This is a genomic window from Streptomyces paludis, from assembly GCF_003344965.1.
GTDB classification, from domain to species: domain Bacteria; phylum Actinomycetota; class Actinomycetes; order Streptomycetales; family Streptomycetaceae; genus Streptomyces; species Streptomyces paludis.
Map to the genome: position 1 here is coordinate 697,710 of NZ_CP031194.1, position 23,366 is coordinate 721,075.

Consider the following 23,366-nt stretch of genomic DNA (forward strand, 5'->3'; position numbering starts at 1 on the left):
GTGGGAATCTTTCCGTGCGGTCATTCGTCCTTGTGTGCGGGGATGCGGGGGAAGTTGAGGGCACTGCGGGCGGTTCGGCCATCACATTCGGCTCTATTTCGTTTCTGTGGCCGGCGTTGAAGGGATCGAACCGGGGCAGTCACCCTTGAGTCGGACAGTGGTTGGGGAGTGACGGTCCATGGACACGGACGAACGGCGGGGCGCCCCTGCGGGGAACGGGGCAGCGGGCGGGTTCGAGCGGGTCTCCCGCGGGCTCTGGGTCGAGGAGCCCGCGGCGCGTTACCGGATGCCGGACCCGGTCAGGACGGCCGCGGTACGGGCGGTGATCATCGCGTCGGTGACACTGATTCAGGCCACGATCGCGTTTCTCAGTACGCTCGCGGAATCCTGGCTGGCCTTCCCGATGGTGCTGAGCAGTGTGGCCTCCACCGTGGTGGCGACCTGGGGCGTGCTGGACGTGTGGGTGACCCGCCAGGTGTGGAACCAGCGCCATGGCGTGGTCTCCGTACCCAGCAGCACGGCACGCCGGCTGCGGCGCGAGCGGCGCAGGGCACGGCGCGAGGACCGCGCCGCGGCGCGCCGGGAGACCCGGATACGGCGCGAGGGCGGGACGCCGGGACGCGGCGGCGCCCCGGGGGCGTACGCGGCTCCCGGGGCGCCCTCCGGGGCGTCTGTGGCTTCTGCGGCTTCCGCGGCCTCTGTGGCTTCTGCGGCCTCCGGGGTCTCTGCCGCTCCCGGGGTCTCTGCCGCTCCCGGGGGCTCAGGGATCGAGGGCGCGGGAGCGGGCGGGCAGTCCGGGGTCACTGGCTCGTGGCAGGCTCCGGCGTCCGTTTGAACATCCGTGTCGCGGTGATCTCGCCGTGCACGGTCTCGCCGTCCGGGTCCTGCTGCGGCAGACCGGGCCGCAGATGCTCCTCGACGCTGATGTACTTCAGCCCCGCCCTCAGGTCGGCGTCGTTGCGCAGCCGGATGACGAGGGGGAACTCGGCGAGCGCCGTCGTGTCGAAGAGGCCCGTCGTGTAGAGGAGCTGCACCCCGAGCGCGTCGGAGACCGCGCGCTGGAGTTCCAGCAGATAGGTGGCGTTGGCCCGGCCGATCGGGTTGTCGAGGAAGAGCGTCCCGGCGTGCCGGTGCTTGTCCCGGCCCCGGTCGTTGCTGCGCAGCGCCGCCATCGTGCAGTAGAGCGCGATCGCGGCGGTGAGCAGCTGGCCGCCGGAGAAGACGTCGCCCATCTGCCCGACCGGGACACGCTCGGCGCGCAGGACGGCGTCGGGCTTGAGGATCTCGACGGCGATGCCCTTGGGGCGCAGCGCCGCCTCGACCCCGCGCAGCAGCAGCGACATGCCGTCCCTGCGGAGGTCGGAGTTCCTCTTCAGGGCCGCGCGGGTCGCCTCGTCCACGACCTCGCCGAGCCGCTCGGTCAGCGTGGCCCGGTCCGGCTCCTCGAAGCGGATCCGCAGGAACTCCTGCCCGGACCACTCCCCCAGTCCTTCGGGCAGCCGGGAGAGCCGCTGTGCGGAGCGCAGCGTCGTCAGCGCGGACTCGACCAGCCCGCGCAGCCGGTCGACGATCGATTCGCGGTTGCGCTCCAGCTGTGCCAGCTCGTCCGTGAGGACCCGCAGCCGGGGCGCGAACGCCAGGGCCCAGGGCGCCGCGTGCTCGGGCAGCGCGGCGGCGGGCAGTTCGCGGATCTGCTGCCGGGCCGGGGTGCGGACCTGCTCGTACCGGGTGGAGTTGGCGTGCCGTACGAGTACGTCGCACGCCTCCCGTACGGCGGCCTCCGCCGCGCTGAGGTCGGACGCGCAGCCGCGCAGGGAGCGGCGGGCCTCGGCCGTGGACTGCCGCGCCTCCTCCAGGGTGCCCGGGTAAGGCTCCGGCTCCCGGGCCGCCTCCTCGTCGGCGGTGTCGTCCGCCACGGCGCCGCGCAGCAGGTCGCGCAGCTGGGCGGCGGTCTCCTCGAAGCCGCCGACGGCGTCCTCGGCGGCCCGGTGGGTGTACAGCAGCTCGCTGTGGGCGGCGCGCGCCGTCTCCAGCGCGTCGGTCCGTACGGCCAATTCGGTGGTCGCGGTACGGAGCAGGGCCTGCGCCTGCTCGGCGTCGGCGGGGATCCGCTCCTCGGGCAGCTCGGTGTGCGCCTCGCCGTCCTCGGGGGCGAGCCGCTCGGCCTCGCCGCGGAAGCGGCCCAGCTGCTCGCTGGCGGTGGAGGCCCGGGACTCCAGCATCTGGACGAGCGCCTCGGCGCGGGCGGCGGCGGCCTGCCGGGAGGGGCCGTCGGCGCCGTCGGTGGATTCGAGGAGCTGGGCAGCGCGGGTACGCACCTTGTTGGTGAGCCGGTCCAGCTCGGCCAGCGCGGCGCTCTCGTCGCTCTCCGCGCGGGCCTGTTCGGCGCGCAGGTCGGCGCCGACGCCGACCTTCTCGTACAGCTGCGAGGCCGCGCGGTACGCCTCGCGCAGGGCGGGCAGCGCGGCTCGCGGCGCGGCCGGGTCCGGCTCGGGGAGGGTCTCCGGCGCGCCGGCGATCTCGGCGCGCTCCGCGCGCAGGGCGCGGGCGGTGCGGCGGGCGTCGTCGCCGGCGCGCTGGGCGGCCCTGCGGTCCTCGTCGGCGGCGCGGGCGCGCTCCAGGCAGACGGCGGCGCGGGCCTCGAACTCGGCGGCGTCGTCGGTCAGTTCACGGAGCTTGGCCTGCCAGCCCGCCCGCTCGCGCAGCCGGTGGGCGAGGCCGGACAGGACGTCGGCGGCGCGGCGGGCACGCTGGGCGGTCTCCTGCCGTTCGTCGCGGACGCGGGCGGTCTCGGCGGCGGCCTCCTCGGCCTCGGCCCGTACCGTACGGGCCTCGGTGAGCACCGCCGCGGCGGTACGGGCGGACTCGGCGGCGCTCGCCGCGGCGCCCGCCAGTTCGCCGAGCATGCCGGGCGGGCAGTCGGCGCGCCAGGAGCCGAGGCGGGCGGCGAGCGAGCGGTCGCCGGTGAGCCGGGCGGCGAGGACCCGGATCTCCTCGTCGCGGGCGGCGGCCCGGCTGCGCAGCGCGTGGCGCTCCTCGTCGGCGGCGAGTTCGTCGTGCATCGCGGGGTTCGGCGGTACGAGGAACACGTCGTGGTCAGCGGTGCCGGCCGCCGGTACGGGCGCCAGCAGGGCGGCGGCGGTGCCCACCGCGACCGTGGAGCGCGGCAGCAGGGCGGCGCCGGCGAGGGCCTCGCGGGCGCGGGCGTGCGAGTCGGGGTCGGTGATCACGACACCGTCGACCAGCTCGGGCCGGGCCGCCAGCACGGCGGCGTGGTCGGCGGGGGCGACGGACTGGGCGAGATAGCGCCAGCCGGACAGCGCGGGGATGCCGTGCTCGCCGAGGAACTCCACCGTGGCGAGCACATCGGCGCCCGGCGGCAGCAGCCCGCCGTCACCGAGCGCGCCGAGGATCCGGGAGTCGTCGGCGGCGGCGGTACGCAGCTCGAAGAGCTGCCGCTCGGCGGCGGCGACATTCCGGTCGAGCAGCTCGCGCAGCTCGTCGGCGTACCGGTCGAGATCCTCGGCGCTCAGCGGGCCGTCCGCCCGGCGCCGGGACGCGCGCGCCGGGGGCGCGTCCGTACGGGCGTCCGTCCGGGCGTCCGGGCCGGCGCCGGCGCGCGGGCCGGGGACCGAACCGGCGGGAGCCGCTGGGGCGGGCAGGCTCAGCAGCTCGGCCAGGCGCTCGTTGCCGGCGATCGAGTCGGCGGCGCGCCGCTCCGCCTCGTACGCCTGCTCGGCGGCCCGCTCGGCGTCGGTGGCGCGGGCGGCGGCCAGTTCGGCGCGGGACTCGGCGGAGGCGGTCTCCCTGGCCAGCTCGGCAGCCGTACGGGCGGCTTCGCGCGCCGTGTCCCAGGCCGCGACGGCGCTCTTCTCGGCGTCGCTCGCGGCGAGCGCGGCCCGCGCCGGGTCGGCGTCGGGCGCGGTGTCGTCCAGCCAGCCGGCCCGGACCGCCTCGGCGGTCTCCTGCGCCACCTCCGCGAGCCGCTGGCGCAGATGCCCGGCCTCGCTGCGGGCGCGCTGGGCGTCGGTGGCGGCGGAGGTCGCGTCGCGGTGGGCGGCCTCGCCGGTCTCGTGGAGGAGGGCGGAGCGCTCCTCCTCCTCGTTGGCGAGCCGCTCGCCCTCCTCCGCCGCCGCGTGCAGGGCCCGTACGAGATCGGCGGCGGCGGTCGCGCGCGCGGCCAGCGCCGGGGCGGCGTCCCGCTCCGCCTCGCGGATGGCGACGGCCACGCGCGCGGAGCGGTCGGCGGCGGCGCGGTGGCGCAGCACGTTCTCGGCGGCCTGCCAGGCCGAGTGGAGCGTACGGGCGTCGGTCAGCTCGCGCCGCTGGGCGGCGGCGCGCTTCTCGGCGGCGGTGAGGGCGAGGGAGGCGTGCCGGTAGGCGAGTTCGGCGGCGATCAGGGCCCCTCGGCCACGCTCCCGCTCGGCGTCGGTCACCGTCCCCGCGGCGGCGGTGACCCGCTGCGCGAGGTCGGCGGCGCGGCCCCGCTCCTCGCCGGAGCGGGCCGTCAGCCGCCGTACGAGCGTACGGGCCCGGCGCTCGGCGCCCGCGTGGACATCGCGGGCCCTGGCGCGGGTCGCGGTGGCCTCCACGATCCGGCCGAGGAGGTCGACGGAACCGGCCGTGAAGTCGCGCTCCGCGGTGAGTTCGGCGCGGCGGCCCAGCTTGTTGCCGAAGCCGCCGACGAGGTCGGCCAGCCCGTCCGTGTCGCGGGTGTCGGTCACCGCGCGCAGCAGGAGATCCGTGAAGTCGGAGTCCTTCTTGACCGCGAAGAGCCCCGCCGCCTCGCCCTCGTCCGCGTTCATCTCCCGCTGGTAGCGGAAGAGTTCCGGGTCGAGGCCCAGCTCGGTGAGGTGCTCGTTCCAGCGGTCGTGGATCTCCTCCCAGTGGATGTCCAGATGCGGATAGACCTTGCCGGCCTCGGTGATGGCGTCCCGGAAGCCCTTCATCGTGCGGCGCCGTCCCCGGGCGCCGGAGACGCCCTCCACCGGCGGGCGCACACTCGTCGACTCCGCGACGGGCAGCGAGTCCAGGCTCAGCCCGGGGCCGGGGCGGAAGGAGTACCAGCCCTCGGCGAACTTGCGCGGGTCGTTGGAGACCTGCCGGCCGCGCCACTCGCTGGCCTTGCCGACGACGACGAGTTCCCCGGTCAGCGTGTGCTGCCACTCCAGCGCCACATGGCCGCAGTCGTCCGCCAGCAGGAACTTGCGCAGCACACCGGAGCTGGCGCCGCCCAGCGTGTTGCGGTGGCCCGGCAGCATCACCGAGAAGATCAGCTTGAGCAGAACGGACTTGCCGCCGCCGTTCTCCAGGAACAGCACACCGGCGGGGGCGGGCCGGCGCGGCGGCCCCACCGGTTCCTCCTCGAAGAACTCCGCCTGGGTCGGGGCGGGATGGGGCACGGGCGCGCCCACCCCCCGCAGATCGAGCACGGTGTCGGCGTAGCGCGCACCGGCGGGACCGATGGAGTAGAGGCGGACCCGGGACAGCTCGTACATTTCGGCGGACTCTCGTCGTGAAGGAGTGGGGGAAGGGATGACGGTGGTGCTGGTGGGGGGTGGTGTTCTCAGCCCGCGTGGAACGGCAGGCCGGCGTCGGCGACCAGATCCAGGTCGTCCCCGTCGGGCGGTGGCAGCAGGGTCGCCGAGCCGCTGCCGACGGGCACGACGCCCAGCTCCAGCAGCTCGGCCATGGCGGCGTGCCCGGCCAGGTCGCGCACCTGGAGCTGGTAGCGCGCGGTCGTACGGTACGAGCCGCCCGCGTCGTCGCCGGTCCGCTGGAGGAAGCCGGAGTCCATCAGGAACACGACGGCCTTCCCGATGATCCCCGTGGTCGAACCCGCCAGCCGCCGGGCGTCCTTGGTCGCCCCCGTCGCACTGCGCCGCGCGTACGTCCGCCAGGCGGCCTCCAGCCCCGGCGCGTCCGTCGACGGGTCGGTGTTCTCGCCCTCCGCCTCCGCGCGCTCCTCCAGCCGCCGGCACGCCTGCCGGACGAACGCGTCGACCCCGTTCACCGTGATCCGGCCGATGTAACCGTCGTCGGCGAGATCCTCGGGCCGGGGGAACGCCAGCGCCGCGACCGCGAGATGGGCGAGGCCGTGCAGGAAACGGTCGGCGGAGTCGGGCGCGGCGCGGCGCGCGTAGTCCCCCATCCGTACGGCGAAGACGGAGTCCTCGCCCGCTGTCACCGCCATGCCCGCGCGCGCGGAGACCTCCAGCACGACCAGCCCGAACCCGGTGGCGACGGCGTCGGCGACGCGCGCGAAGGCGGGGTCCTCGCGGTAGCGGCGCAGCAGCTCGGCGTACTCGGCGTCGCGCGCGGGCAGCAGCTTGGGCTGAAGCCCGAACGACACGAGGCGCGCGGCGTCGGCGGCGTCGGCGGGTGTGACGTGGCCACCGGAGGTGGCGGGGTTCGTGGGTACGGCTGGTGTGGCGGCCTCGGCGTGCTCGACGACGCCGGGGTCGTCCCAGGCGTCGGGGGACGCTGCCTGCGGATCACTCACGGGGTGCGGCGCTCCTTGGGGGTTGGGGGGCGTGGTTCGGGGCGGTGCGGGGGCGCCTCCCGGCTGGGGGGCCGTGGGGCTGGCGCGGGCCGGTGCGGCCCGTGCCGGGGGCCGGGGCACTCCGGAGGCGCATCCCCGGATGCATGATTTACGCCGCCGCGCGGCAGAGTTTTTCGACTGCGGGTGCGTTCAGCGGCACAAATCACGCTCTACATCCGGGGACGTCACCTCCTGCGACCCCGGCCCCCTCCGGTCGTGGTCGGCCGACGCCCAGACGTCCCGGGCTGGGGTGGGTGGGTCTGTGCAGGGACGCGTGTCCCCGTAGGGACCCCGGCGACAACCCGCAGGTACTCACCGGGCCCCGCCCACGACATCCGGACCACGGCCCCCGGCAGGGAGACGCATCATGCCGAGTATCAGGTCGGCGCCGCCGAATTCCTCGTCCTCCAGTGTCGTCCCGTCGTCCACCGCGAACACCAGCCGCTCCTCGCCCTGCCGGTACGCCGTGCCGACCGGGGGGCTTGCCGCGTGGATGGCCAGGAGGGCTACGAGGTAGGGGAGTTCGGGGTCGCGGAGGCGGGCTTCGGCGAGGAGGCCCGAGAGGCGGCGGGGGGCGTCGTACTCCAGGTCGAGGAGTTCCTTGGCGTTCGCGAGCTGTTCGTCGGTGAAGCGGCTGTCGTCCGGGGTGGCGATGAGGTCGGGTTCGGGCATCTCCGCGCCGAGGTTCTCGCGTTCGACGAGGGGGGTCAGCAGGAGGTCGACGAGGTCGCCGACGCGGACGGAGGCGGGGGTGCGCAGGCCGGTGCCGTGGGTGAAGAAGGCGTCGGTGACGCGGGTGGCGCGTTCGACGGGGAGCGGGAGGAGGGGGGCGACGAGCTGGCCGTACAGGTCGAGGCCGGTGTGGCCGGTGGGCGGGGCGAACGCCTGCCGGTCCTGTTCGGCGCGGAAGAGCGGGCCCGCTTCGAGCAGGCGGGACTGGAGCTGGGTGTGGCGGCGGATGCAGTCCTTGACGATGTCGACGAGTTCGGCGGCGCGGCGTTTGTGCTCCGCGGTTCTGGGGTCGGTGCCGGTCTCGGCCTCGTCGCGGGCCTTGCGGATGTTGGTGAGGATCGCGTTCTCGTGGCGGTAGCGGTCGGCGACGTGGTCGAGCGCTTCGTCGATCATGTCCGGGACGGCGTTGAGCCAGTCGACCGCGCGGACGTTGCGGCGGGTCGCCTCCAGGGTGCGGCGGAGGGTCTCCGCGTACTGGACGGTGCGGTAGCGGGCCTGTTCGGCGGCGAGTTGGGCGTCGGCGAGGCGGCCTCTGTTGATGAGGACCTCCAGCTTGACCTCGGCGGCGATCTGCGCGCTGGTGACGTCCGTGTCGAGCGCGCCGACCAGGACGTTGACGGCTTCGTCGGTGGTGCGCAGGAAGACGTCACCGCCGTGGCCCGGGACTTCCTCGATGAGCTTGAAGTCGTAGTCCCTGCGGGTGTAGACGCCGTCCGTGCCGAACGTGCCGTAGACCGCGCGGAATCCGCGGTCGACGCTGCCTACGTTGATCAGGTTCTCAAGGACCCAGCGGGCGACGCGTTCGTGTTCCGCGGCGGGGCGCTGGGGGGCCTGGGCGGCGACGCGGGGGAGCAGTCTGGCGACTATCTGCTCGTGGTCGGCGCCGGTGTCGAAGTCCATGTTGAGTGTGACGAGGTCGATGGCGGCGAGGGCGACCTCGGCCATCGCGTACACCGAGTACTCGCCGGCGAGATTCGCCTTGCGGGTGTCCAGATCGTGCAGCGGCGCGGTGCAGGCGAGCGCGCGGAGCCGCCGCGCGAGCCCTTCGTCGGCGGCCGGGCCCTGGGCGGGCCGCGGCCCCGCGCTGAGCTGGGGCGGAACGTATTCCGTCGAGGCTGGCGATGTCACATCGCACAGATTAGGTCCTCGGACTGACAACGGTCGAAACGGTGCTGAACCGGCCGTGGCCGAATCCGGGGTGGCCGGGCGTCAGAGTTCGGTGGCCGGGGCGCCCGGGGAGAGCCGGTCGAGCGCGCCGGAGAGGGCGTGTTCGGCGCGGTGGTCGAGGCGGGCGCCGCTGCCCCGGGCCCAGTGGACGGCCTCGGCGCCCGCCAGCCGCAGCAGTTCGGGCAGCAGGTCCCGGCAGCGGCGCGCCACCCAGCCGGTGCCGGAGACGGCGAGCCAGCGCAGGGAGGCCGCGCGGCCGGGCGGGGGCCGGTCGGGGGCGAGGGCGGGCCGGGGGCCCAGCTGGCGGCCCCGGGCGGCGAGTGCGGTGTGGAAGTGCGCGGCGATCATCCGGTGGCCGCGTTCCGCCGGGTGGAGCCGGTCGACGCTCCAGAGGGAACGGTCCGCGGTCCAGGCCGGGTCGGCCAGGTGCAGATGGACGGTGTCGTAGCGGTCGGACAGGGCGTGGACGACGGCGTTGACGGCGCGCTGGCGGCGGGCCAGCGGGCGGGCCAGCGGCGCGGGGAGGGCGAGCATCGTGCCGGGGTCGGGCAGACAGGCGGTGAGGAGTACGGCGCCGTCACCGGCCAGGGCGCCGCAGACCCGGTCGAGCCGGGTGGCGAGGTCCTGGATGTCGAAGGCCCGGCGGAGGGTGTCGTTGACGCCGACGACGACGGCGGCGAGGTCGGGTGCGAACGCGACGGCGTCCGGCGTCTGTTCGTCCTCGACGTCCCGGGTCAGCGCGCCGCTGACGGCGAAGTTGCGGAAGACGACGCCCGTTCCGTCGCCGGCGAGCAGCGCGGCCCAGCCGCGCCAGCCGCCGTCGACGGGGTCGCCGATCCCGGCGGTGAGCGAGTCGCCGAGCGCGGCGAAGCGGACCGGGTGCGGCGCCGGTGTTCCGTACGCCGGGTCGCCGGTCATCCCAGGGCTCCGTCCCGGTGGTGCGCCGGGTGCGGGATGCCCGGCAGTGAGGCGATGTCGTGGGCGGCCAGGAAGGCGGTCACCGCGCGGTCCCAGCCGAAGAGTTCGGCGCGGGCGCGGGCCGCCGCGCGGCGCTCCGGCTCCGGCCTGCGGAGCAGCCGCTGTACGGCGTCGGCGAAGGCCGGGCCGTGGTCGGCGGCGGCGGCTCCGGCCGAGCCGATCACCTCGGGCAGCGCCGAGGTCGCGCTGACGACGACCGGGGTGCCGCAGGCCAGCGCTTCGAGGGCGGACAGGCCGAAGGTCTCGGCGGGGCCGGGTGCCAGGCAGATGTCGGCGGTCGCCTGGAGGCCGGCCAGGGTGTCGCCGCCGGTGACATGGCCGAGGAAGTGCGCGGGCAGCCGCCGGGCCCGCGCCCGCCGGGTCAGTTCGGCGCGCAGCGGCCCCTCCCCGGCGACGACGAGGGTCGCCTTTACGCCGCGGTCGCGCAGTGCGGCGAGGGTGTCGAGCGCGGTGCCGGGACGTTTCTCCACGGAGAGCCGGGAGGCGAGCAGCAGCAGGACGTCCGCGCCGGCCGCGTACCGCTCCCGTACGGCCGCGTCCCGCCGGCGCGGCGCGTACCGCACGAGGTCGACGCCGAGCGGGGCGCGCACCACGTTGCGGGCGCCGATGCGCCGGAACTCGCGCTCCGCCCACTCGGTGGTGCAGACGATCCGCGCGTACGCCAGCGCGCTGCGCCGGTTGAGCCGGTCCGCGGCCCGCCCGGCCGCCGCGGCGGGGACGCCCCAGGTGCGCAGGACGCCGTCGGCCGTCTCGTGGGAGACCATCACGGCGGGGATCCGGCGGCGTCTGGCCCATTCGCCGGTCCAGCGCAGGGTGGTGCGGTCGGACACTTCGAGCCGGTCGGGCGCGAGCGCGTCGAGGACCTCGGTGAGCTGTCGCCGCGCGGTCAGGACGCGGTAGCCGCCGGTGCCGGGCAGAACGGGCCCGGGCAGGGTGATCACCCGGCCCTGATCGGTCTCCCGGTCGGACGCGTGGGCGCCGGGCACGATCAGCACCGGCCGGTGTCCGGCGGCGAGATAGCCGCGGCCCAGCTCGTGGAGGGCGGTCCGCAGCCCGCCCGAGACCGGGGTGACGAAGTTGGCGAGCCGGACGATCCGCAGGGCGTTCACGCGACCACCGCCGTGCGCGCGCCGAGCACCTCGGCGTAGTGGCCGAGCAGTTGGTCCCCGACGACGGCCCAGGTCCGGCCCTCGACCGTGGCCCGGCCGGCGCGCCCCTGGGCGGCCCGGACATCGGGCGCCTCGGCGAGTCCGGCCACGGCGGCCGTGACGGCGGAGGCGTCGTGCGGGGTGACGAGCAGGCCCGTACGGCCGTGGTCCACGAGGTCGAGCGGTCCGCCCGCGGCGGGCGCGACCACGGGAACGCCGCTGGCCATGGCCTCCTGCACGGTCTGGCAGAACGTCTCGTAGGGGCCGGTGTGCGCGAAGACGTCCAGCGAGGCGAAGGTCCGCGCGAGCGCGTCGCCGGTCGTCCGGCCGAGGAAGACCGCGCCGGGCAGCGCGGCCCGCAGGGACGGCTCGCTGGGGCCGTCCCCGACGATCACCACCCGGACACCGGGCAGCGCGCAGACCCCGGCGAGGAGTTCGACGTGCTTCTCGGGGGCCAGCCGGCCGACGTAACCGACGATCAGCTCGCCGTCCGGCGCGAGCCGCCGGCGCAGCGCCTCGTCCCGCAGCTCGGGCCGGAACCGTACGGTGTCGACGCCGCGCGGCCAGAGCCGTACGCGCGGCACGCCGTGCTCGGCGAGGTCGCGCGCGGCGGCGGCGGACGGCGCGAGGGTCAGATCTGCGGCGGCGTGCACGGCCCGCAGCCGCCGCCAGGCGGCGGCCTCGCCGACGCCGACGTAGGTACGGGCGTAACCGGCCAGATCGGTCTGGTAGACGGCGACGGCGGGGACGCCGAGCCGGGCGGCGGCGGTCATGCCGCGCACCCCGAGCACAAAGGGGCTGGCGAGGTGGACCAGGTCGGCGCGGTGCTCGGCGATGGCCGCCGCGATGCGCCGGCTGGGCAGCGCGACACGGACCTGGGGGTAGCCGGGGAGGGGGAGGGAGGGGACGCGCACCACGGGGCAGGGTGCGTCGGCCGGGTCACCGCCGGACACCGCCGGGGCGATGACGAGCGGGTCGTGGCCGCGCGCGGCGAGATGCCGGGCGGTCTGGAGGGCGCAGTGGGCGACCCCGTTGACATCGGGCGGGAAGGACTCGGTGACGATGACGACACGCATAACCGTGTTGTCGTCCGTCCGGACGTGTCCCCGTCAACGTGGATCTTTCCGCGTGGGGAACGTCCCGTGAGCATTGGACGCGGGCGCTCCGCGGGCCCGCGCCCCCTCCTACCGGGCCGCCGCGTCCGGGCCCATCCGGCTCCGTACGGCGGTCTGCACCTCGGCCTCCTCGGCCGGGTCGGCGGCGAGCCGCCGCAGCCGTTCCGCGACGCGTACGTCGGCGGTCTCGGCGTGCAGCGCGGCGACCTCCCGGGTGGTCTCCTCGCAGTCCCACAGGCATTCGACGGCGAACCCGGTGGCGTAGGAGGGGTCGGTGGCGGCGAGGGCGCGGGCGGCGCGGCCCCGGAGCTGGGAGGAGGCGGTCTCGCGGTAGATGTGGCGCAGGACGGGGGCGGCGCAGACGATGCCGAGGCGGCCGGCGCCGTCGACGAGCGTCCACAGCCGCGCGGCGTCGGGCCCCTCGGACCGTACGGTCTCGCGCAGCGCGCCGAGGACCAGCTCGGTGTCCTTGGTGGTGCCCCGGGTGGCGAGGACGCCGGCCGCGCAGGCGCCGAGGGCGTCGGGCCGGTGCACCCAGCCGCGGGCCCGGTCGACGGCCGCCGCGCCGGTCATCCGTTCGAACGCGGCGACGGCGGCTTCGGCGACGGTACGGTCCGGGCCCGAGGCCGCGCTCTCGATGAGGTCGAGGACGACCGGGTCGCGGACCTCGGCGAGGTAGTGGAGCGAGGCGCAGCGCGCGCCGTCGGGGCCGCCACGGGCCGCCCGGACGATGGTGGCGCGGTCGTCGGGTCCGGCGACGGCGGTGAGGCAGCGCGCGGCGGGGACGTGCAGCGCGGTGCCGCGGTCCAGTGCCTGCTGCGCCCAGTCGAAGACGGCCTGGACGCTCCAGCCGGGGCGCGGGCCGCTCGGCCGCAGCTGGCGCTGCCATCGGTCGAAGGAGCCCTGTTCGCCGGCGGCCCTGATACGGGCGCCGATGGTGGCGCGCGGGTCGTCCGCCCACAGCCGCCAGGGCCGGGGTTCGAAGGCGTCCCGCACGGTGGCGGCCAGCTCGGCGTCGCCCTCGGGGCCGGCGGGGAACCGGGCGAGGACGGGGGCGGCGAGCGCGCGCAGACCGGAGTCGTCGTCGCGCAGCGCCAGCTCGTCCAGCGCCCAGGCCCAGTTGGTGCCGGTGGCGGCGTAGCGCCGGAGGAGTTCGAGCGCGTCGGGCCGGCCGTACGAGGCGAGGTGGCCGAGGACGGCGAGGGCGAGCCCGGTCCGGGACTCCTCGGTGTCGAAGTGGTCCTCGGCGCCGAAGAGGTGCCGCTCGATGCCGTCGAGTCCGCCGTGGATGTCGAGGTAGAGACGGGCGTAGTACAGCGAGCGGTTCTCGACCTGCCAGTCGCGCCGGGGGTCGTTCAGCACGCAGTGGTCGAGGGCGGCGCGCGCCTCCGCCCGGGGCGCGGCGAGCGCGTGCAGGGTGCCGTCGCCGCGGCCCCGCTGCAACAGACCGAGCAGGGTACCGCTCGGCGCTATGACTGGATCGAACATGGGGATAGCCTCACATCAAGCTGTCGACGCGACCGGGGTGTGTGATTCCGGGACCCGCCGGCACCAGGGCCCGTGCGGCACCTGGGACCGGGAACCCGTCCTCCTAGACCGCGCGGCAACATGTGCGGCCGACCGTCGTCTCTCGCTCAGCGCGGACCATCTTCCCTGCCTCTCGTCGGTTGGCACCCTTCCGGGCCCGACGTCATGATGACCCAGCCATTTCGCCACCGCGACCACATTTTGCCGCTGGGCCCTCAGTGGGCCGCGAACAGCTCCAGAAGGTCCGTCTTCCCAAACATGCGCGCGGTATCCACGGCGGAAGGATTTCCTCCGTTTGGATCGGCGCCGCCGGCGAGCAGCGCCCGGATCACCGCGTCCGCGCCCTTGAAGACCGCGCCGGCGAGCGGGGTCTGGCCGCGGTCGTTGGCGCGGGCCGCGTCGGCGCCGCGGGCGACGAGCGCCTCGACCGTCGCGGCGTGGCCGTGGTAGGCGGCGAGCATGAGCAGGGAGTCGCCCCGGTCGTTGGTGAGGTTGGCGGAGACGCCCGCGTCGACGTACGCGGCGAGCGCCTCCGTCTCGCCACGCCGGGCCAGGTCGAAGACCTTCGTGGCCAGTTCGATCACCTCGGGGTCGGGTGTCTCGGGGGCCGGGAGGGTCTCGGGGGTCTCGCTCATCGCTGGGCCGCCTCTCTCATCACGTCACGCGCACGTCGTTTGACCTCGCGAAATCGTACTGCCCGGGCCTCGTCGCGCCAGTGCGCCCGCTCCGCCGCCCGAAGCGCGCCCCCGTATAGGCCAGTTCAGTGAAATAGCTGACATTTAGGCCATTTGCACCTTTTATCGCATAGATACTTCTGGTGATCCTGGAAGAACTCACGGTGACTGTCCCCACAAACCAGGAGAATGCTCATGATTCTGTCCATGTCCGGCGTCGTACTGCTCGGAATCATCGTCTTCCTCTTCTTCCGGAAGGACGGGCTCAAGGCGTCCCACGCCATGGTCTGCGCCCTCTTCGGCTTCTATCTCGCGGGCACCGCCATCGCACCGAGCATCACGGCGGGCGGCGCGAGCCTGGCCGGACTCCTGGGCGGGATCAAGTTCTAGGGCCTTCCGGCAAGAGAGACGGCCCGCCCCTTCCCTTCCCCACCCGCATCAGGAGACACACGTGGCCCGGCGACCACTCCCCCGCATCCTCACCAGCGGCAGCGTCCAGATCGCTCGCGGTCGCGATATGGCCCGCACGGCCGCCGACAGCGCCACCGACGTGCTCCATCCGCTGATCACGGTCACCCGCGGTCTGCGGATGCTCGCCACCGCCGGACGCCGGCGGTGGGCCGGGACGCCCAAGGACCGGCGCGGTCCCGCGCTGTTCCTGGTGGCGGCCTGCGTGCTGATGATCGCGCTCGTCCCGTACGGGCCGCTGCTGGCCCTGATCGGGGTGATGGCCGCGGCGGCCCGGAAGGGGCGGGACCGTACACCCGTGGACACCGGGCCCGACGAAGCGGAGGTACGGCGCCTCCAGTCCCTCTACGAGGCGCTCGTACCGCACTTCTCCGTGCCGGAGGACCCCAGCCCGCTCTTCGCGCACGGCGGCGAGTGGAGTACGGCGTTCGACGGATACGCCTTCGACGACGGGGGCCGGCTCACCCGGCTCCGGCTGACGTACCCCCCGTACTTCCCGGACGGCGAGCCCCGGGCGCGCGCCCGGGTCGAGCAGCTGCTGCACGCCAAGTCCGGGCGGGGCCGCGAGTACCTCTTCGACTGGGACGAGGAGGCCAATCAGCTGGTGATGACGGTGCTGTCCCCGCTCCCCACCACCATCGCGGCCCAGCGTTTCGTGACCGGCCCCGGCGAGTGCGTGCTCGGCTTCACCGACGAGGGCGCCGTACGCCGCACCGTGCCGGTCGTGGCGGACGGCGAGACGCGGGACGCCTCCCCGGTGCTCTGGCGGACCGGCCCGCGCGCCACCGCGCCACATCTGCTGGTCCTGGGCCGGCCGGGCAGCGGCGCCACCGGTCTGCTGCGCTCCCTCGCGCTCCAGGCGCTGCGCCACGGCGACGTACTGATCGTGGAGGGCAGCGGGACCGGCGAGTTCGCCTGTCTGACCGGCCGCGACGGTGTGCTGGCCGTGGAGTGCGGGCTGTCCGGCGCGCGGGCCGGGCTGGAGTGGGCCGCCCACGAGACCCAGCGCCGGCTGATCGCCGCCGACCGGGCCCGGCAGTCCGGCCACCCCGCGCCCCCGGACACCCGCAGACCGCTGTGGATCCTGCTGGACCGGCCGAGCGCCCTCGGCCATCTCGCGGCGGCCGACGGGCGGCCCGATCCGCAGGAGCTGCTCCAGGTCCCGCTGCGGCACGGCGGGGCCGTGCGGGTGACCGTGGTCGTCGCCGACCAGCTGGACGCGCCGGCCGGGAGCGCGGTCGCCGAGACGGTACGGGCGCACACCCACGCCCGGGTCGTGCTCGGCCCCGTCTCCCCCGCGCAGGCGGAGGCGGTCCTCGGGGCGCCACCGCACACCACCCCCACCCCGGACGTCCCGCCCGGGCGGGGATACGCGCGCCTCGGCGGCGGGCCGGTGCTCAGGCTCCAGGTCCCGGCCACACCCGACCCGTACGACGAGACGACGAGCGAGACGCACCGGCGCGCGGTCCTGGAGCTGCTGCCGCCCAGGTCCGCGCCGGCTGCGGCTCCGGCGGAGGCGCAGGATGTACAGGAAGTGCCGGACGTACGGGAAGCACGTGACGTACGGGAAGCACGTGACGTACGGGACGTACCGGACGCGCCCGTGGAGCAGGCGCCCGTGGGAGCCCCGGCCGAGGGCTGATCCGCGCCGTCAGGCGACGAAGGTGCGCGGCGCGTCCGTGCCCGTGGCCGCACCGGTCGCCACCAGCCGCGCCGCCGTCGCCAGCCGGGCCGCCGCCTCGACGGCGACCGGGCCGCCGACGGTGAACGGCAGCCGTACGTACCCCTCGAAGGCCCCGTCCACCCCGAAGCGCGGCCCGGACGGCACCCGGACCCCGGCCCGCTCCCCCACCTCGGCCAGCCGCGAGCCGGACAGCCCGCCCGTGCGCACCCACAGCGTCAGCCCGCCGTGCGGTACGTGGAACTCCCAGTCGGGCAGCCGCTCCCGTACGGCGGCGACCAGCGCGTCCCGGTTCTCGCGCGCCTGCGCCCGGCGCAGCGCGACGGCCTCCTCCCAGCCGCCGGTCCGCATCAGCCAGTTGACGGCGAGCTGTTCGAGGACGGGGGTGCCGAGGTCGGCGTAGGCGCGCGCGGAGATCAGGGAGCGGATCACATCGGGGGCGGCGCGCACCCAGCCGATCCGCATCCCCGCCCAGAACGCCTTGCTGGCCGAACCGACCGTCAGGACCGTGCTGCCCGCCGGGTCGAAGGCGCAGACACGGCGGGGCATCTCGACGTCCGCGTCGAGCCGCAGCTCGGACATGGTCTCGTCGACGACCAGCACGGTGCCCGCCGAGCGCGCCGCGTCGACCAGCTGCCGGCGCTGGTCCTCGTCGGCCAGCGCGCCGGTCGGGTTGTGGAAGTCGGCGACGACATAGGCGAGCCGGGGCGCGGCGTCGCGCAGCACCTGGCGCCAGCGCGGCAGGTCCCAGCCGGTCAGCCCCTCCGCCATGGCGACCGGTACGAGCCGGGCGCCCGCCTCGCGCATCAGCTGGAGGATGTTGGCGTACGAGGGCGACTCGACGGCGATCCGCTCACCCCGGCCCGCGAAGAGATGGCAGATGGCGTCCATCGCGCCCATCGCGCCGGTGGTGACCATGATCTGTTCCGGCATGGTCGGGATGCCGCGCTCGGTGTAGCGGTCGGCGAGCATCCGGCGCAGCGCGGGCAGTCCGGCCGGGTAGTCGCCGTGGGTGTGCGCGTACGGTGCCAGCTCCTCCAGCGCGCCCCGGACGCCCCGGGTGAGCCAGGGTTCGGGGGCGGGCAGGGCGGCGGTGCCGAGGTCGATCATCGAGCCGAGGGATTCGGGCGGCAGCGGTTCGAGGCCGCGCGCGGGCAGCGGGTTCCCCGCCGGGACGGCGGTCCAGCTGCCGGCGCCCCGGCGGGACTCCAGGAATCCCTCGGTGCGCAGTGTCTCGTAGGCGGCGGCGACCGTCGTACGGCTCATGGAGAGCGAGAGCGCGAGTTCGCGTTCGGCGGGCAGTCGGGCGGCGACGGGGACGCGGCCCTCCAGTACGAGCAGCCGGATGCCGTCGGCGAGGGCGCGGTAGGCGGGCGGGCGCCGGGTGCCGGGGCCGGTGGGCGCGGCCCGCTGGGCGTCGAGCTGCCGGGCGAGCTGCGCCGCCCCGACCGCGGAGGTCCACTGGGCCATGGAAATCAGTCCACCTTCCCCGGATTGGCCATGGTTGGCACGGGCGAGCCAGCCACAGAGTGGTTTCTACCAGTCCACCATGGATCGGTCCAGCGGGGATATGTCCGTGAGATCCTCATCCGGCACCCCATCCGGCACCCATACCGTTACGTCACCTCAGGGGGCAGCTCCATGTCCAGCCCACATCTCGCCCGGCGGCTCGCCCAGCTGTACATCGGGCTCTCGCTCTACGGGGCGAGCGCGGCGCTCATCGTGCGCGGCGGGCTCGGGCTCGAACCGTGGGGTGTGCTGGGGCAGGGGCTGGCCAAGCTGACCGGGCTGTCGCTGGGCGTGGTGTCGATCGTCGTGGGCGCGGCCGTGCTGCTGCTCTGGATACCGATGCGGCAGCGGCCGGGGCTGGGCACGGTCTCCAATGTGTTCGTGATCGGCATCACGATGGACGCGACGCTGGCGCTGGTCCCCGGCGGCCACGGCCTGGCCGCCCGGATCCCGCTGCTGGTCGCGGGGATCGTCCTGAACGGGGTGGCGACCGGGCTGTACATCGCGGCCCGGTTCGGCCCGGGGCCGCGCGACGGGCTGATGACCGGGCTGCACCGGCTGACCGGCCGCTCGGTGCGGCTGGTCCGGACGCTGATCGAGGTGACCGTCGTCGCCGTCGGCTTCGCGCTGGGCGGTTCGGTGGGGGTCGGCACGGTCGCGTACGCGCTGGCGATCGGACCGCTGGCCCAGCTCTTCCTGCGGCTGTTCGCCATCCCGGAGCCGGCCGGTGGTGGGGCCGCCGTCGCCACAGGGTCACCGGAAGGCGCGATACTGCCGCGGTGACCCGACTCCACCATCCTCATCTCGACGGTCCGGGCGCCGTCCGGCATCCCTATCTCGACCGGCCGGGCGCCGTCCGGCCGGGGCCGATCGCGTTCGCCCACCGCGGCGGCGCGGCGGACGGCCTGGAGAACACGGCCGCCGCGTTCCGCCGCGCCGCCGCTCTCGGCTACCGCCACTTCGAGACCGATGTGCACGCCACCGCGGACGGCCGGCTGGTCGCCTTCCACGATCCGACCCTGGACCGGGTGACGGACGCGCGCGGCCGGATCGCGGATCTCCCGTGGGCCGCGGTCCGGCGGGCCGCGGTGGCCGGGCGCGAGCCGCTGCCGCTCTTCGAGGAGCTGCTGGAGGAGTTCCCCGAGGCCCGCTGGAACGTGGACATCAAGGCGGCGCCCGCGCTGGTCCCGCTGGTCGAACTGATCCGCCGGACGGACAGCTGGGACCGGGTCTGTGTCGGCTCGTTCTCCGAGGCCAGGGTGGCGCGGGCGGCCCGGCTCGCCGGTCCCCGGCTGGCCACCTCGTACGGCGTACGGGGCGTGCTGGGGCTGCGGCTGCGCGCGTACGGACTCCCCGCGCCGGTCCGGCCCGGCGCGGTGTGCGCCCAGGTCCCCGAGACGCAGAACGGGCTCCGGGTGGTGGACGGGCGCTTCGTCCGGACGGCGCACGCGCGCGGTCTTCAGGTGCATGTCTGGACGGTCAACGACGCGGACCGGATGGAGGCGCTTCTCGATCTCGGCGTCGATGGCATCATGACTGATCAACTGGAGACGCTGCGGGCCGTGTTGACCGCGCGGAACGCCTGGAACTGAGGGTACGGGGAAGGACGCGCGGGTGAGCGCCGACACATTGGAGGCGGCCGGGGAGACGGCCGCCCGCAGACGCGAGCAGCGCGGCTGGTACTTCTACGACTTCGCGTGCTCGGTCTACTCGACGAGTGTGCTGACCGTGTTCCTCGGTCCGTATCTGACCTCGGTGGCGAAGGCCGCGGCGGACGCCGACGGCTATGTCCATCCGCTGGGCGTGCCCATCCGGGCGGGCTCGGTCTTCGCGTACACGGTCTCGCTCTCGCTGGTGGTGGCCATCCTGGCGATGCCGCTGGCGGGCGCGGCGGCGGACCGTACGGGACGGAAGAAGCCGCTGCTGGCGGTCGCCGCGTATCTGGGCGCGAGCGCCACGGCGGGGATGTTCTTCCTGGACGGCGACCGCTATCTGCTGGGCGCGCTGCTGCTGATCGTGGCGAACGCCTCACTGGCGGTCTCGATGGTGCTCTACAACGCCTATCTGCCGCAGATAGCCGGGCCCGACGAGCGGGACGCGGTCTCGTCCCGGGGCTGGGCGTTCGGCTACACGTCGGGCGCGCTGGTGCTGCTGCTCGATCTGGTGCTGTACACCGGCCACGAGTCGTTCGGGGTGTCGGAGTCGGAGGCGGTACGGATCTGTCTGGCCACCGCCGGTCTGTGGTGGGGCGCCTTCACGATCGTCCCGCTGCGCCGGCTGCGCGACCGCCGGGTGGAGCGGACGGCCGGCGAGGGGGCGGTGGGCACCGGGTGGAAGCAGCTGGTGGCCACCTTGCGGGACATGCGCCGCCATCCGCTGACGCTCTCGTTCCTGCTGGCGTATCTCCTCTACAACGACGGCATCCAGACGGTGATCTCCCAGGCGTCGATCTACGGCTCCGAGGAGCTGGGCCTCGACCAGACGACCCTGATCACGGCCGTACTGCTGGTGCAGGTCCTGGCGGTGGCCGGGGCGCTCGGGATGGGCCGGCTGGCCCGGTCGTACGGGGCCAAGCGGACGATTCTGGGCTCGCTGGCGGTGTGGACGCTGATCCTGGCGGCGGCGTACTTCCTGCCCGCCGGCGCGCCGGTCGCGTTCTACGGGATGGCCGCGGCGATCGGGCTGGTGCTGGGCGGCAGCCAGGCGCTGTCGCGCTCGCTGTTCTCGCATCTGGTGCCGCGCGGCAAGGAGGCCGAGTACTTCTCCGCGTACGAGATGAGCGACCGGGGGCTGAGCTGGCTGGGACCGCTCGTCTTCGGGCTGGCTTTTCAGCTCACCGGCAGTTACCGCGACGCGATCATCTCCCTTGTGGTCTTCTTCGCGCTAGGGTTCGGCCTGCTGGCAAGGGTCCCGATCGGACGGGCGATCGCGGCCGCGGGAAACCCCGTACCGGAGCGTATTTAGACGTTGAACTCAAAGGGCGGTAGTGTACGCGTTTGGCCTGCCAGGCGGACCGTTACTGCGTACTCGACAAACGAAATCGCTGGGTGACATCTCCTGTTAGATGTGACAAACCGGGCGCTGGTGGGTACGCAATCCTTGAAATAGCAACGGCACGACGGGCGACGCAGACCCGCAACGGGAATCTTTACCGCCGACCGGACGTTGACCGGATGACGACGACAGCGACACCTGTCCTGTGGGCGACAAGCCCGGGAGGCACGATTCATGAGTGAGCGAGCTCTCCGCGGCACGCGACTCGTGGTTACCAGCTACGAGACGGACCGCGGCATCGATCTGGCCCCGCGCCAGGCGGTGGAGTACGCATGCCAGAACGGTCATCGATTTGAGATGCCCTTCTCGGTAGAGGCAGAGATTCCGCCGGAGTGGGAGTGCAAGGCGTGCGGCGCCCTGGCACTCCTGGTGGACGGGGATGGCCCCGAAGAGAAGAAGGGCAAGCCCGCACGTACGCACTGGGACATGCTCATGGAGCGACGCACCCGTGAGGAGCTGGAGGAGGTGCTGGCCGAGCGGCTGGCCGTCCTGCGCTCCGGCGCCATGAACATCGCCGTGCATCCGCGGGACAGCCGCAAGTCCGCCTGACCGCGTACCCCGCACGGCCAGACAACCGCATACGCACCACAGCTACGCACAACAGCACAGAGCCGCGGGCCGCACCACACCTGATGTGGGCGGCCCGCGGCTCGTGCTTTTCCGCTGCTCTATACCGGTCGCGGCCGCTGGGGGCCGCCTGCCCGGGGCCGCCTGCCCTCGGTCGGGCAGGCGGCCCCCAGCCGGGTCAGGGGGTCAGCGGCGGGCGCGGGCCGTCGTCGCCGGGGCGGGGGCCGCTGCCCCGCTCGTCGTTCTTGATGACCTCGCCCTGGACGACCTTGCCGTCGGGCTGGTGCATCCTGGCCTGCTGGTAGGCGTCGGAGAAGCTGCCGGGCACCGCCGCCGCCCGGACCCGCCGCTCCAGCGACTTCTCCGCGTAGCGGCCGAGCATCGTCCGGACGAACGGGATGAGCAGGAGCAGACCCAGGACGTCGGTGAGCACACCCGGCACGATCATCAGCAGGCCGCCGAGCATGAGGAACCCGTTACCGGTGGTCGGGGTGGCGCCGCCGACCTCCGGGGTGCCCTGCTGCTGGCGCTGCTGGCGCTGGATGGTCTCGGTCAGATTACGGAAGGCACGGCGGCCGGCGCTCTTGATCACGACGGCACCGAGCACGATGGAGCCGGCGATCAGCAACAGGAGGGCGAGGGGGCCGGCGGTGTCGGCCACCACGGTCAGCAGCCAGATCTCCAGCACCAGCCAGGCTGCGATGGCCAGGGGAATCAGGGTGCGGGCGCGGGAGCGCTTCGGACGGGGACTCTGCGGCTGCGCGGTCGTCATACGTCCAGTGTGCCCGCTGCCGGATCCGGACGGCGTAAACGCGGGATCAGGGCAGGCCGGAGGGCCTGGACAGCGGGCCCAGGGTCCGGGGTCCGGGACAGCAGGGCGGTCAGGGGCGGGCGGGGCCGGGCGGGCCCGCGGGTTTGCGGCCCAGGAGGCGGTTGGCCCGGGACTCGACGCCCCAGGCGGTGACCCGCCAGAGCGCCTCGACGAAGATGTCCTTGCTCATCTTCGAGTCGCCCAGCTCGCGCTCGACGAAGGTGATGGGCACCTCGACCACATGGCAGCCCGCCGCCACCGCGCGCCGGGCCAGATCGACCTGGAAGCAGTAGCCCTGGGAGGCGACGGCGTCGAGGCCGAGGTGCTCCAGGGTCTCGCGGCGGAAGGCGCGGTAGCCGCCGGTGACATCGCGGATCGGGACCCCGAGCAGGACCCGGGAGTACGTGGAGCCGCCGCGCGAGATCATCTTGCGGGTGGTGGGCCAGTTGACGACCCGGCCGCCCGGCACCCAGCGCGAGCCGAGGACGAGATCGGCGCCCTTGAGGGCGGTCAGCAGACGGGGCAGCTCCTCCGGCTGGTGCGAGCCGTCCGCGTCCATCTCCACGAGCACGCCGTAGTCGCGCTCGATGCCCCAGCGGAATCCGGCCAGATAGGCGGCGCCGAGCCCTTCCTTGCCCTTCCGGTGCAGCACATTGACCTGGTCGTCCGCGGCGGCCAGCTCGTCGGCGATCTTGCCGGTGCCGTCGGGGCTGTTGTCGTCGGCGACGAGGATGTCGGCGGCCGGCACGGCGGCCCGCACGCGGGAGACGATCGACGCGATGTTCTCGGCCTCGTTGAAGGTCGGGATGATCACCAAGGCCGTGCCGAGGGGGCCGTATCGCCTCTGGTCACCGTCGTTCACTGCTGCCCCTATTGGATCGCCGTACGCAGAGCCGTACGCAGATGCACCAGCTTAGCGAGCACGCCGGGCCCCCCGACCACCTCGGTGACCGGGTGTCGGGCGGGCGGCGGGCCCGGGCCCCGTCCGCCCGAGGGGCATGTCACGAGATGACGGGAGAAACCGGTCGGACCCGCACCCGGAGCTGCGGATCGGGACCCGGCGTCCTTCGGGCCGACCTGGGACCCGCTGGCTGCGGGTCGACCGAAAGCCGTTGTCTACTGAACGCCGGGGCCCCATCCGGGTCGCACCGGCCGGCCGGCCGAATCCTTCCTTCGCCGACGAGACGCGGGCGCTGGACCTGGCTCCCAGTGGCGGTGCGCCGGTGCGGCACACCGTCCCATGACCCAGCGGCGTTCGAGACTGCGGGAAGTTGCCGGACGGACATCCGTGGTGGACGCGGCCGAACCTACCCGCCGGTGGCGGCTCACTGTCAATAGCCGTTTGACCTGCGTTGTTGACCCGAATCACCAGGTCAGCGGGGAAGATCCGCAGG

The 23,366-nt window shown here is 74.3% G+C and carries 17 protein-coding genes and 1 pseudogene; 7 read left to right on the forward strand and 11 right to left on the reverse strand.

Annotated elements, in window-relative coordinates; translation table 11 throughout:
* Positions 1–178: 178 nt before the first annotated feature.
* A pseudogene (locus DVK44_RS02965) lies at positions 179–610 on the forward strand (hypothetical protein); the annotation flags it as partial.
* 190 nt (positions 611–800) lie between these two features.
* Here DVK44_RS02965 and DVK44_RS02970 read toward each other — a convergent pair.
* From DVK44_RS02970 to DVK44_RS03005, 8 genes are all read right to left on the reverse strand, one after another.
* Positions 801–5,498, reverse strand: coding sequence for a hypothetical protein (locus DVK44_RS02970; protein ID WP_114658187.1), 4,698 nt, complete (start codon positions 5,496–5,498; stop codon positions 801–803).
* A 68-nt stretch (positions 5,499–5,566) separates the two neighbouring features.
* Complete coding sequence (locus DVK44_RS02975) at positions 5,567–6,502, reverse strand: hypothetical protein (protein WP_114658188.1); 936 nt, start codon at positions 6,500–6,502, stop codon at positions 5,567–5,569.
* A gap of 351 nt (positions 6,503–6,853) precedes the next feature.
* Positions 6,854–8,401 (reverse strand): hypothetical protein, encoded by a 1,548-nt coding sequence (locus DVK44_RS02980; RefSeq protein WP_114658189.1) that lies wholly within the window; start codon positions 8,399–8,401, stop codon positions 6,854–6,856.
* An 81-nt stretch (positions 8,402–8,482) separates the two neighbouring features.
* Positions 8,483–9,358 carry an SGNH/GDSL hydrolase family protein gene (locus DVK44_RS02985; RefSeq protein WP_114658190.1) on the reverse strand — a complete coding sequence of 292 codons (876 nt, stop codon included), beginning with the start codon at positions 9,356–9,358 and terminating at the stop codon, positions 8,483–8,485.
* Entirely contained in the window at positions 9,355–10,527 is a 1,173-nt protein-coding gene (locus DVK44_RS02990; protein WP_114658191.1) for a glycosyltransferase, read from the reverse strand. Before DVK44_RS02990 ends, DVK44_RS02985 begins: the two co-directional genes overlap by 4 nt.
* A complete protein-coding gene (locus DVK44_RS02995; RefSeq protein WP_114658192.1) occupies positions 10,524–11,642 on the reverse strand; it encodes a glycosyltransferase family 4 protein in 1,119 nt (372 codons plus the stop codon). The genes DVK44_RS02990 and DVK44_RS02995 overlap by 4 nt, the downstream gene beginning before the upstream one ends.
* Positions 11,643–11,750: 108 nt before the next feature.
* The gene (locus DVK44_RS03000; protein WP_114658193.1) at positions 11,751–13,169 is read right to left on the reverse strand and encodes a HEAT repeat domain-containing protein; all 1,419 of its coding nucleotides are present in this window, start codon (positions 13,167–13,169) and stop codon (positions 11,751–11,753) included.
* A gap of 254 nt (positions 13,170–13,423) precedes the next feature.
* Positions 13,424–13,843: an ankyrin repeat domain-containing protein gene (locus DVK44_RS03005; protein WP_114658194.1), complete on the reverse strand. Its 420-nt coding sequence runs from the start codon at positions 13,841–13,843 to the stop codon at positions 13,424–13,426.
* Positions 13,844–14,077: 234 nt separating this feature from the next.
* Here DVK44_RS03005 and DVK44_RS03010 point away from each other — a divergent pair, with 234 nt between their 5' ends.
* The gene (locus DVK44_RS03010) at positions 14,078–14,272 is read left to right on the forward strand and encodes a hypothetical protein (protein WP_114658195.1); all 195 of its coding nucleotides are present in this window, start codon (positions 14,078–14,080) and stop codon (positions 14,270–14,272) included.
* A 61-nt stretch (positions 14,273–14,333) separates the two neighbouring features.
* Positions 14,334–15,992, forward strand: coding sequence for a hypothetical protein (locus DVK44_RS03015; RefSeq protein WP_114658196.1), 1,659 nt, complete (start codon positions 14,334–14,336; stop codon positions 15,990–15,992).
* Positions 15,993–16,001: 9 nt separating this feature from the next.
* Here DVK44_RS03015 and DVK44_RS03020 read toward each other — a convergent pair whose 3' ends face one another.
* Positions 16,002–17,501, reverse strand: coding sequence for an SCO1417 family PLP biosynthesis transcription factor (locus tag DVK44_RS03020; protein WP_114658197.1), 1,500 nt, complete (start codon positions 17,499–17,501; stop codon positions 16,002–16,004).
* Between the two features lie 171 nt (positions 17,502–17,672).
* Here DVK44_RS03020 and yczE point away from each other — a divergent pair, with 171 nt between their 5' ends.
* The 4 genes from yczE (at position 17,673) to DVK44_RS03040 (ending at position 21,143) form a co-directional block, all read left to right on the forward strand.
* The gene (gene yczE, locus DVK44_RS03025; protein WP_114658198.1) at positions 17,673–18,323 is read left to right on the forward strand and encodes a membrane protein YczE; all 651 of its coding nucleotides are present in this window, start codon (positions 17,673–17,675) and stop codon (positions 18,321–18,323) included.
* Positions 18,320–19,132, forward strand: coding sequence for a glycerophosphodiester phosphodiesterase family protein (locus DVK44_RS03030; protein ID WP_114658199.1), 813 nt, complete (start codon positions 18,320–18,322; stop codon positions 19,130–19,132). The genes yczE and DVK44_RS03030 overlap by 4 nt, the downstream gene beginning before the upstream one ends.
* Positions 19,133–19,154: 22 nt before the next feature.
* Positions 19,155–20,504, forward strand: a complete 1,350-nt coding sequence (locus DVK44_RS03035) for an MFS transporter (protein WP_114658200.1) — start codon at positions 19,155–19,157, stop codon at positions 20,502–20,504.
* Between the two features lie 264 nt (positions 20,505–20,768).
* Positions 20,769–21,143, forward strand: a complete 375-nt coding sequence (locus tag DVK44_RS03040; RefSeq protein ID WP_114627560.1) for an RNA polymerase-binding protein RbpA — start codon at positions 20,769–20,771, stop codon at positions 21,141–21,143.
* A gap of 196 nt (positions 21,144–21,339) precedes the next feature.
* Here DVK44_RS03040 and fxsA read toward each other — a convergent pair whose 3' ends face one another.
* Together fxsA and DVK44_RS03050 are read right to left on the reverse strand one after the other, a co-directional pair.
* Positions 21,340–21,933: an FxsA family membrane protein gene (gene fxsA, locus DVK44_RS03045; RefSeq protein WP_114658201.1), complete on the reverse strand. Its 594-nt coding sequence runs from the start codon at positions 21,931–21,933 to the stop codon at positions 21,340–21,342.
* A 109-nt stretch (positions 21,934–22,042) separates the two neighbouring features.
* Positions 22,043–22,834: a polyprenol monophosphomannose synthase gene (locus tag DVK44_RS03050; protein ID WP_114658202.1), complete on the reverse strand. Its 792-nt coding sequence runs from the start codon at positions 22,832–22,834 to the stop codon at positions 22,043–22,045.
* Positions 22,835–23,366 lie beyond the last annotated feature (532 nt).

Excerpts from the sequence above, each read along its gene's own strand:
- yczE (WP_114658198.1), top strand. The coding sequence starts at position 17,673 with ATGTCCAGCCCACATCTCGCCCGGCGGCTCGCCCAGCTGTACATCGGG.
- DVK44_RS02985 (WP_114658190.1), bottom strand. The coding sequence starts at position 9,358 with ATGACCGGCGACCCGGCGTACGGAACACCGGCGCCGCACCCGGTCCGC.
- DVK44_RS03000 (WP_114658193.1), bottom strand. The coding sequence starts at position 13,169 with ATGTTCGATCCAGTCATAGCGCCGAGCGGTACCCTGCTCGGTCTGTTG.
- DVK44_RS03010 (WP_114658195.1), top strand. The coding sequence starts at position 14,078 with ATGATTCTGTCCATGTCCGGCGTCGTACTGCTCGGAATCATCGTCTTC.
- DVK44_RS03020 (WP_114658197.1), bottom strand. The coding sequence starts at position 17,501 with ATGGCCCAGTGGACCTCCGCGGTCGGGGCGGCGCAGCTCGCCCGGCAG.
- DVK44_RS03040 (WP_114627560.1), top strand. The coding sequence starts at position 20,769 with ATGAGTGAGCGAGCTCTCCGCGGCACGCGACTCGTGGTTACCAGCTAC.
- DVK44_RS03005 (WP_114658194.1), bottom strand. The coding sequence starts at position 13,843 with ATGAGCGAGACCCCCGAGACCCTCCCGGCCCCCGAGACACCCGACCCC.
- DVK44_RS02970 (WP_114658187.1), bottom strand. The coding sequence starts at position 5,498 with ATGTACGAGCTGTCCCGGGTCCGCCTCTACTCCATCGGTCCCGCCGGT.
- DVK44_RS02995 (WP_114658192.1), bottom strand. The coding sequence starts at position 11,642 with ATGCGTGTCGTCATCGTCACCGAGTCCTTCCCGCCCGATGTCAACGGG.
- fxsA (WP_114658201.1), bottom strand. The coding sequence starts at position 21,933 with ATGACGACCGCGCAGCCGCAGAGTCCCCGTCCGAAGCGCTCCCGCGCC.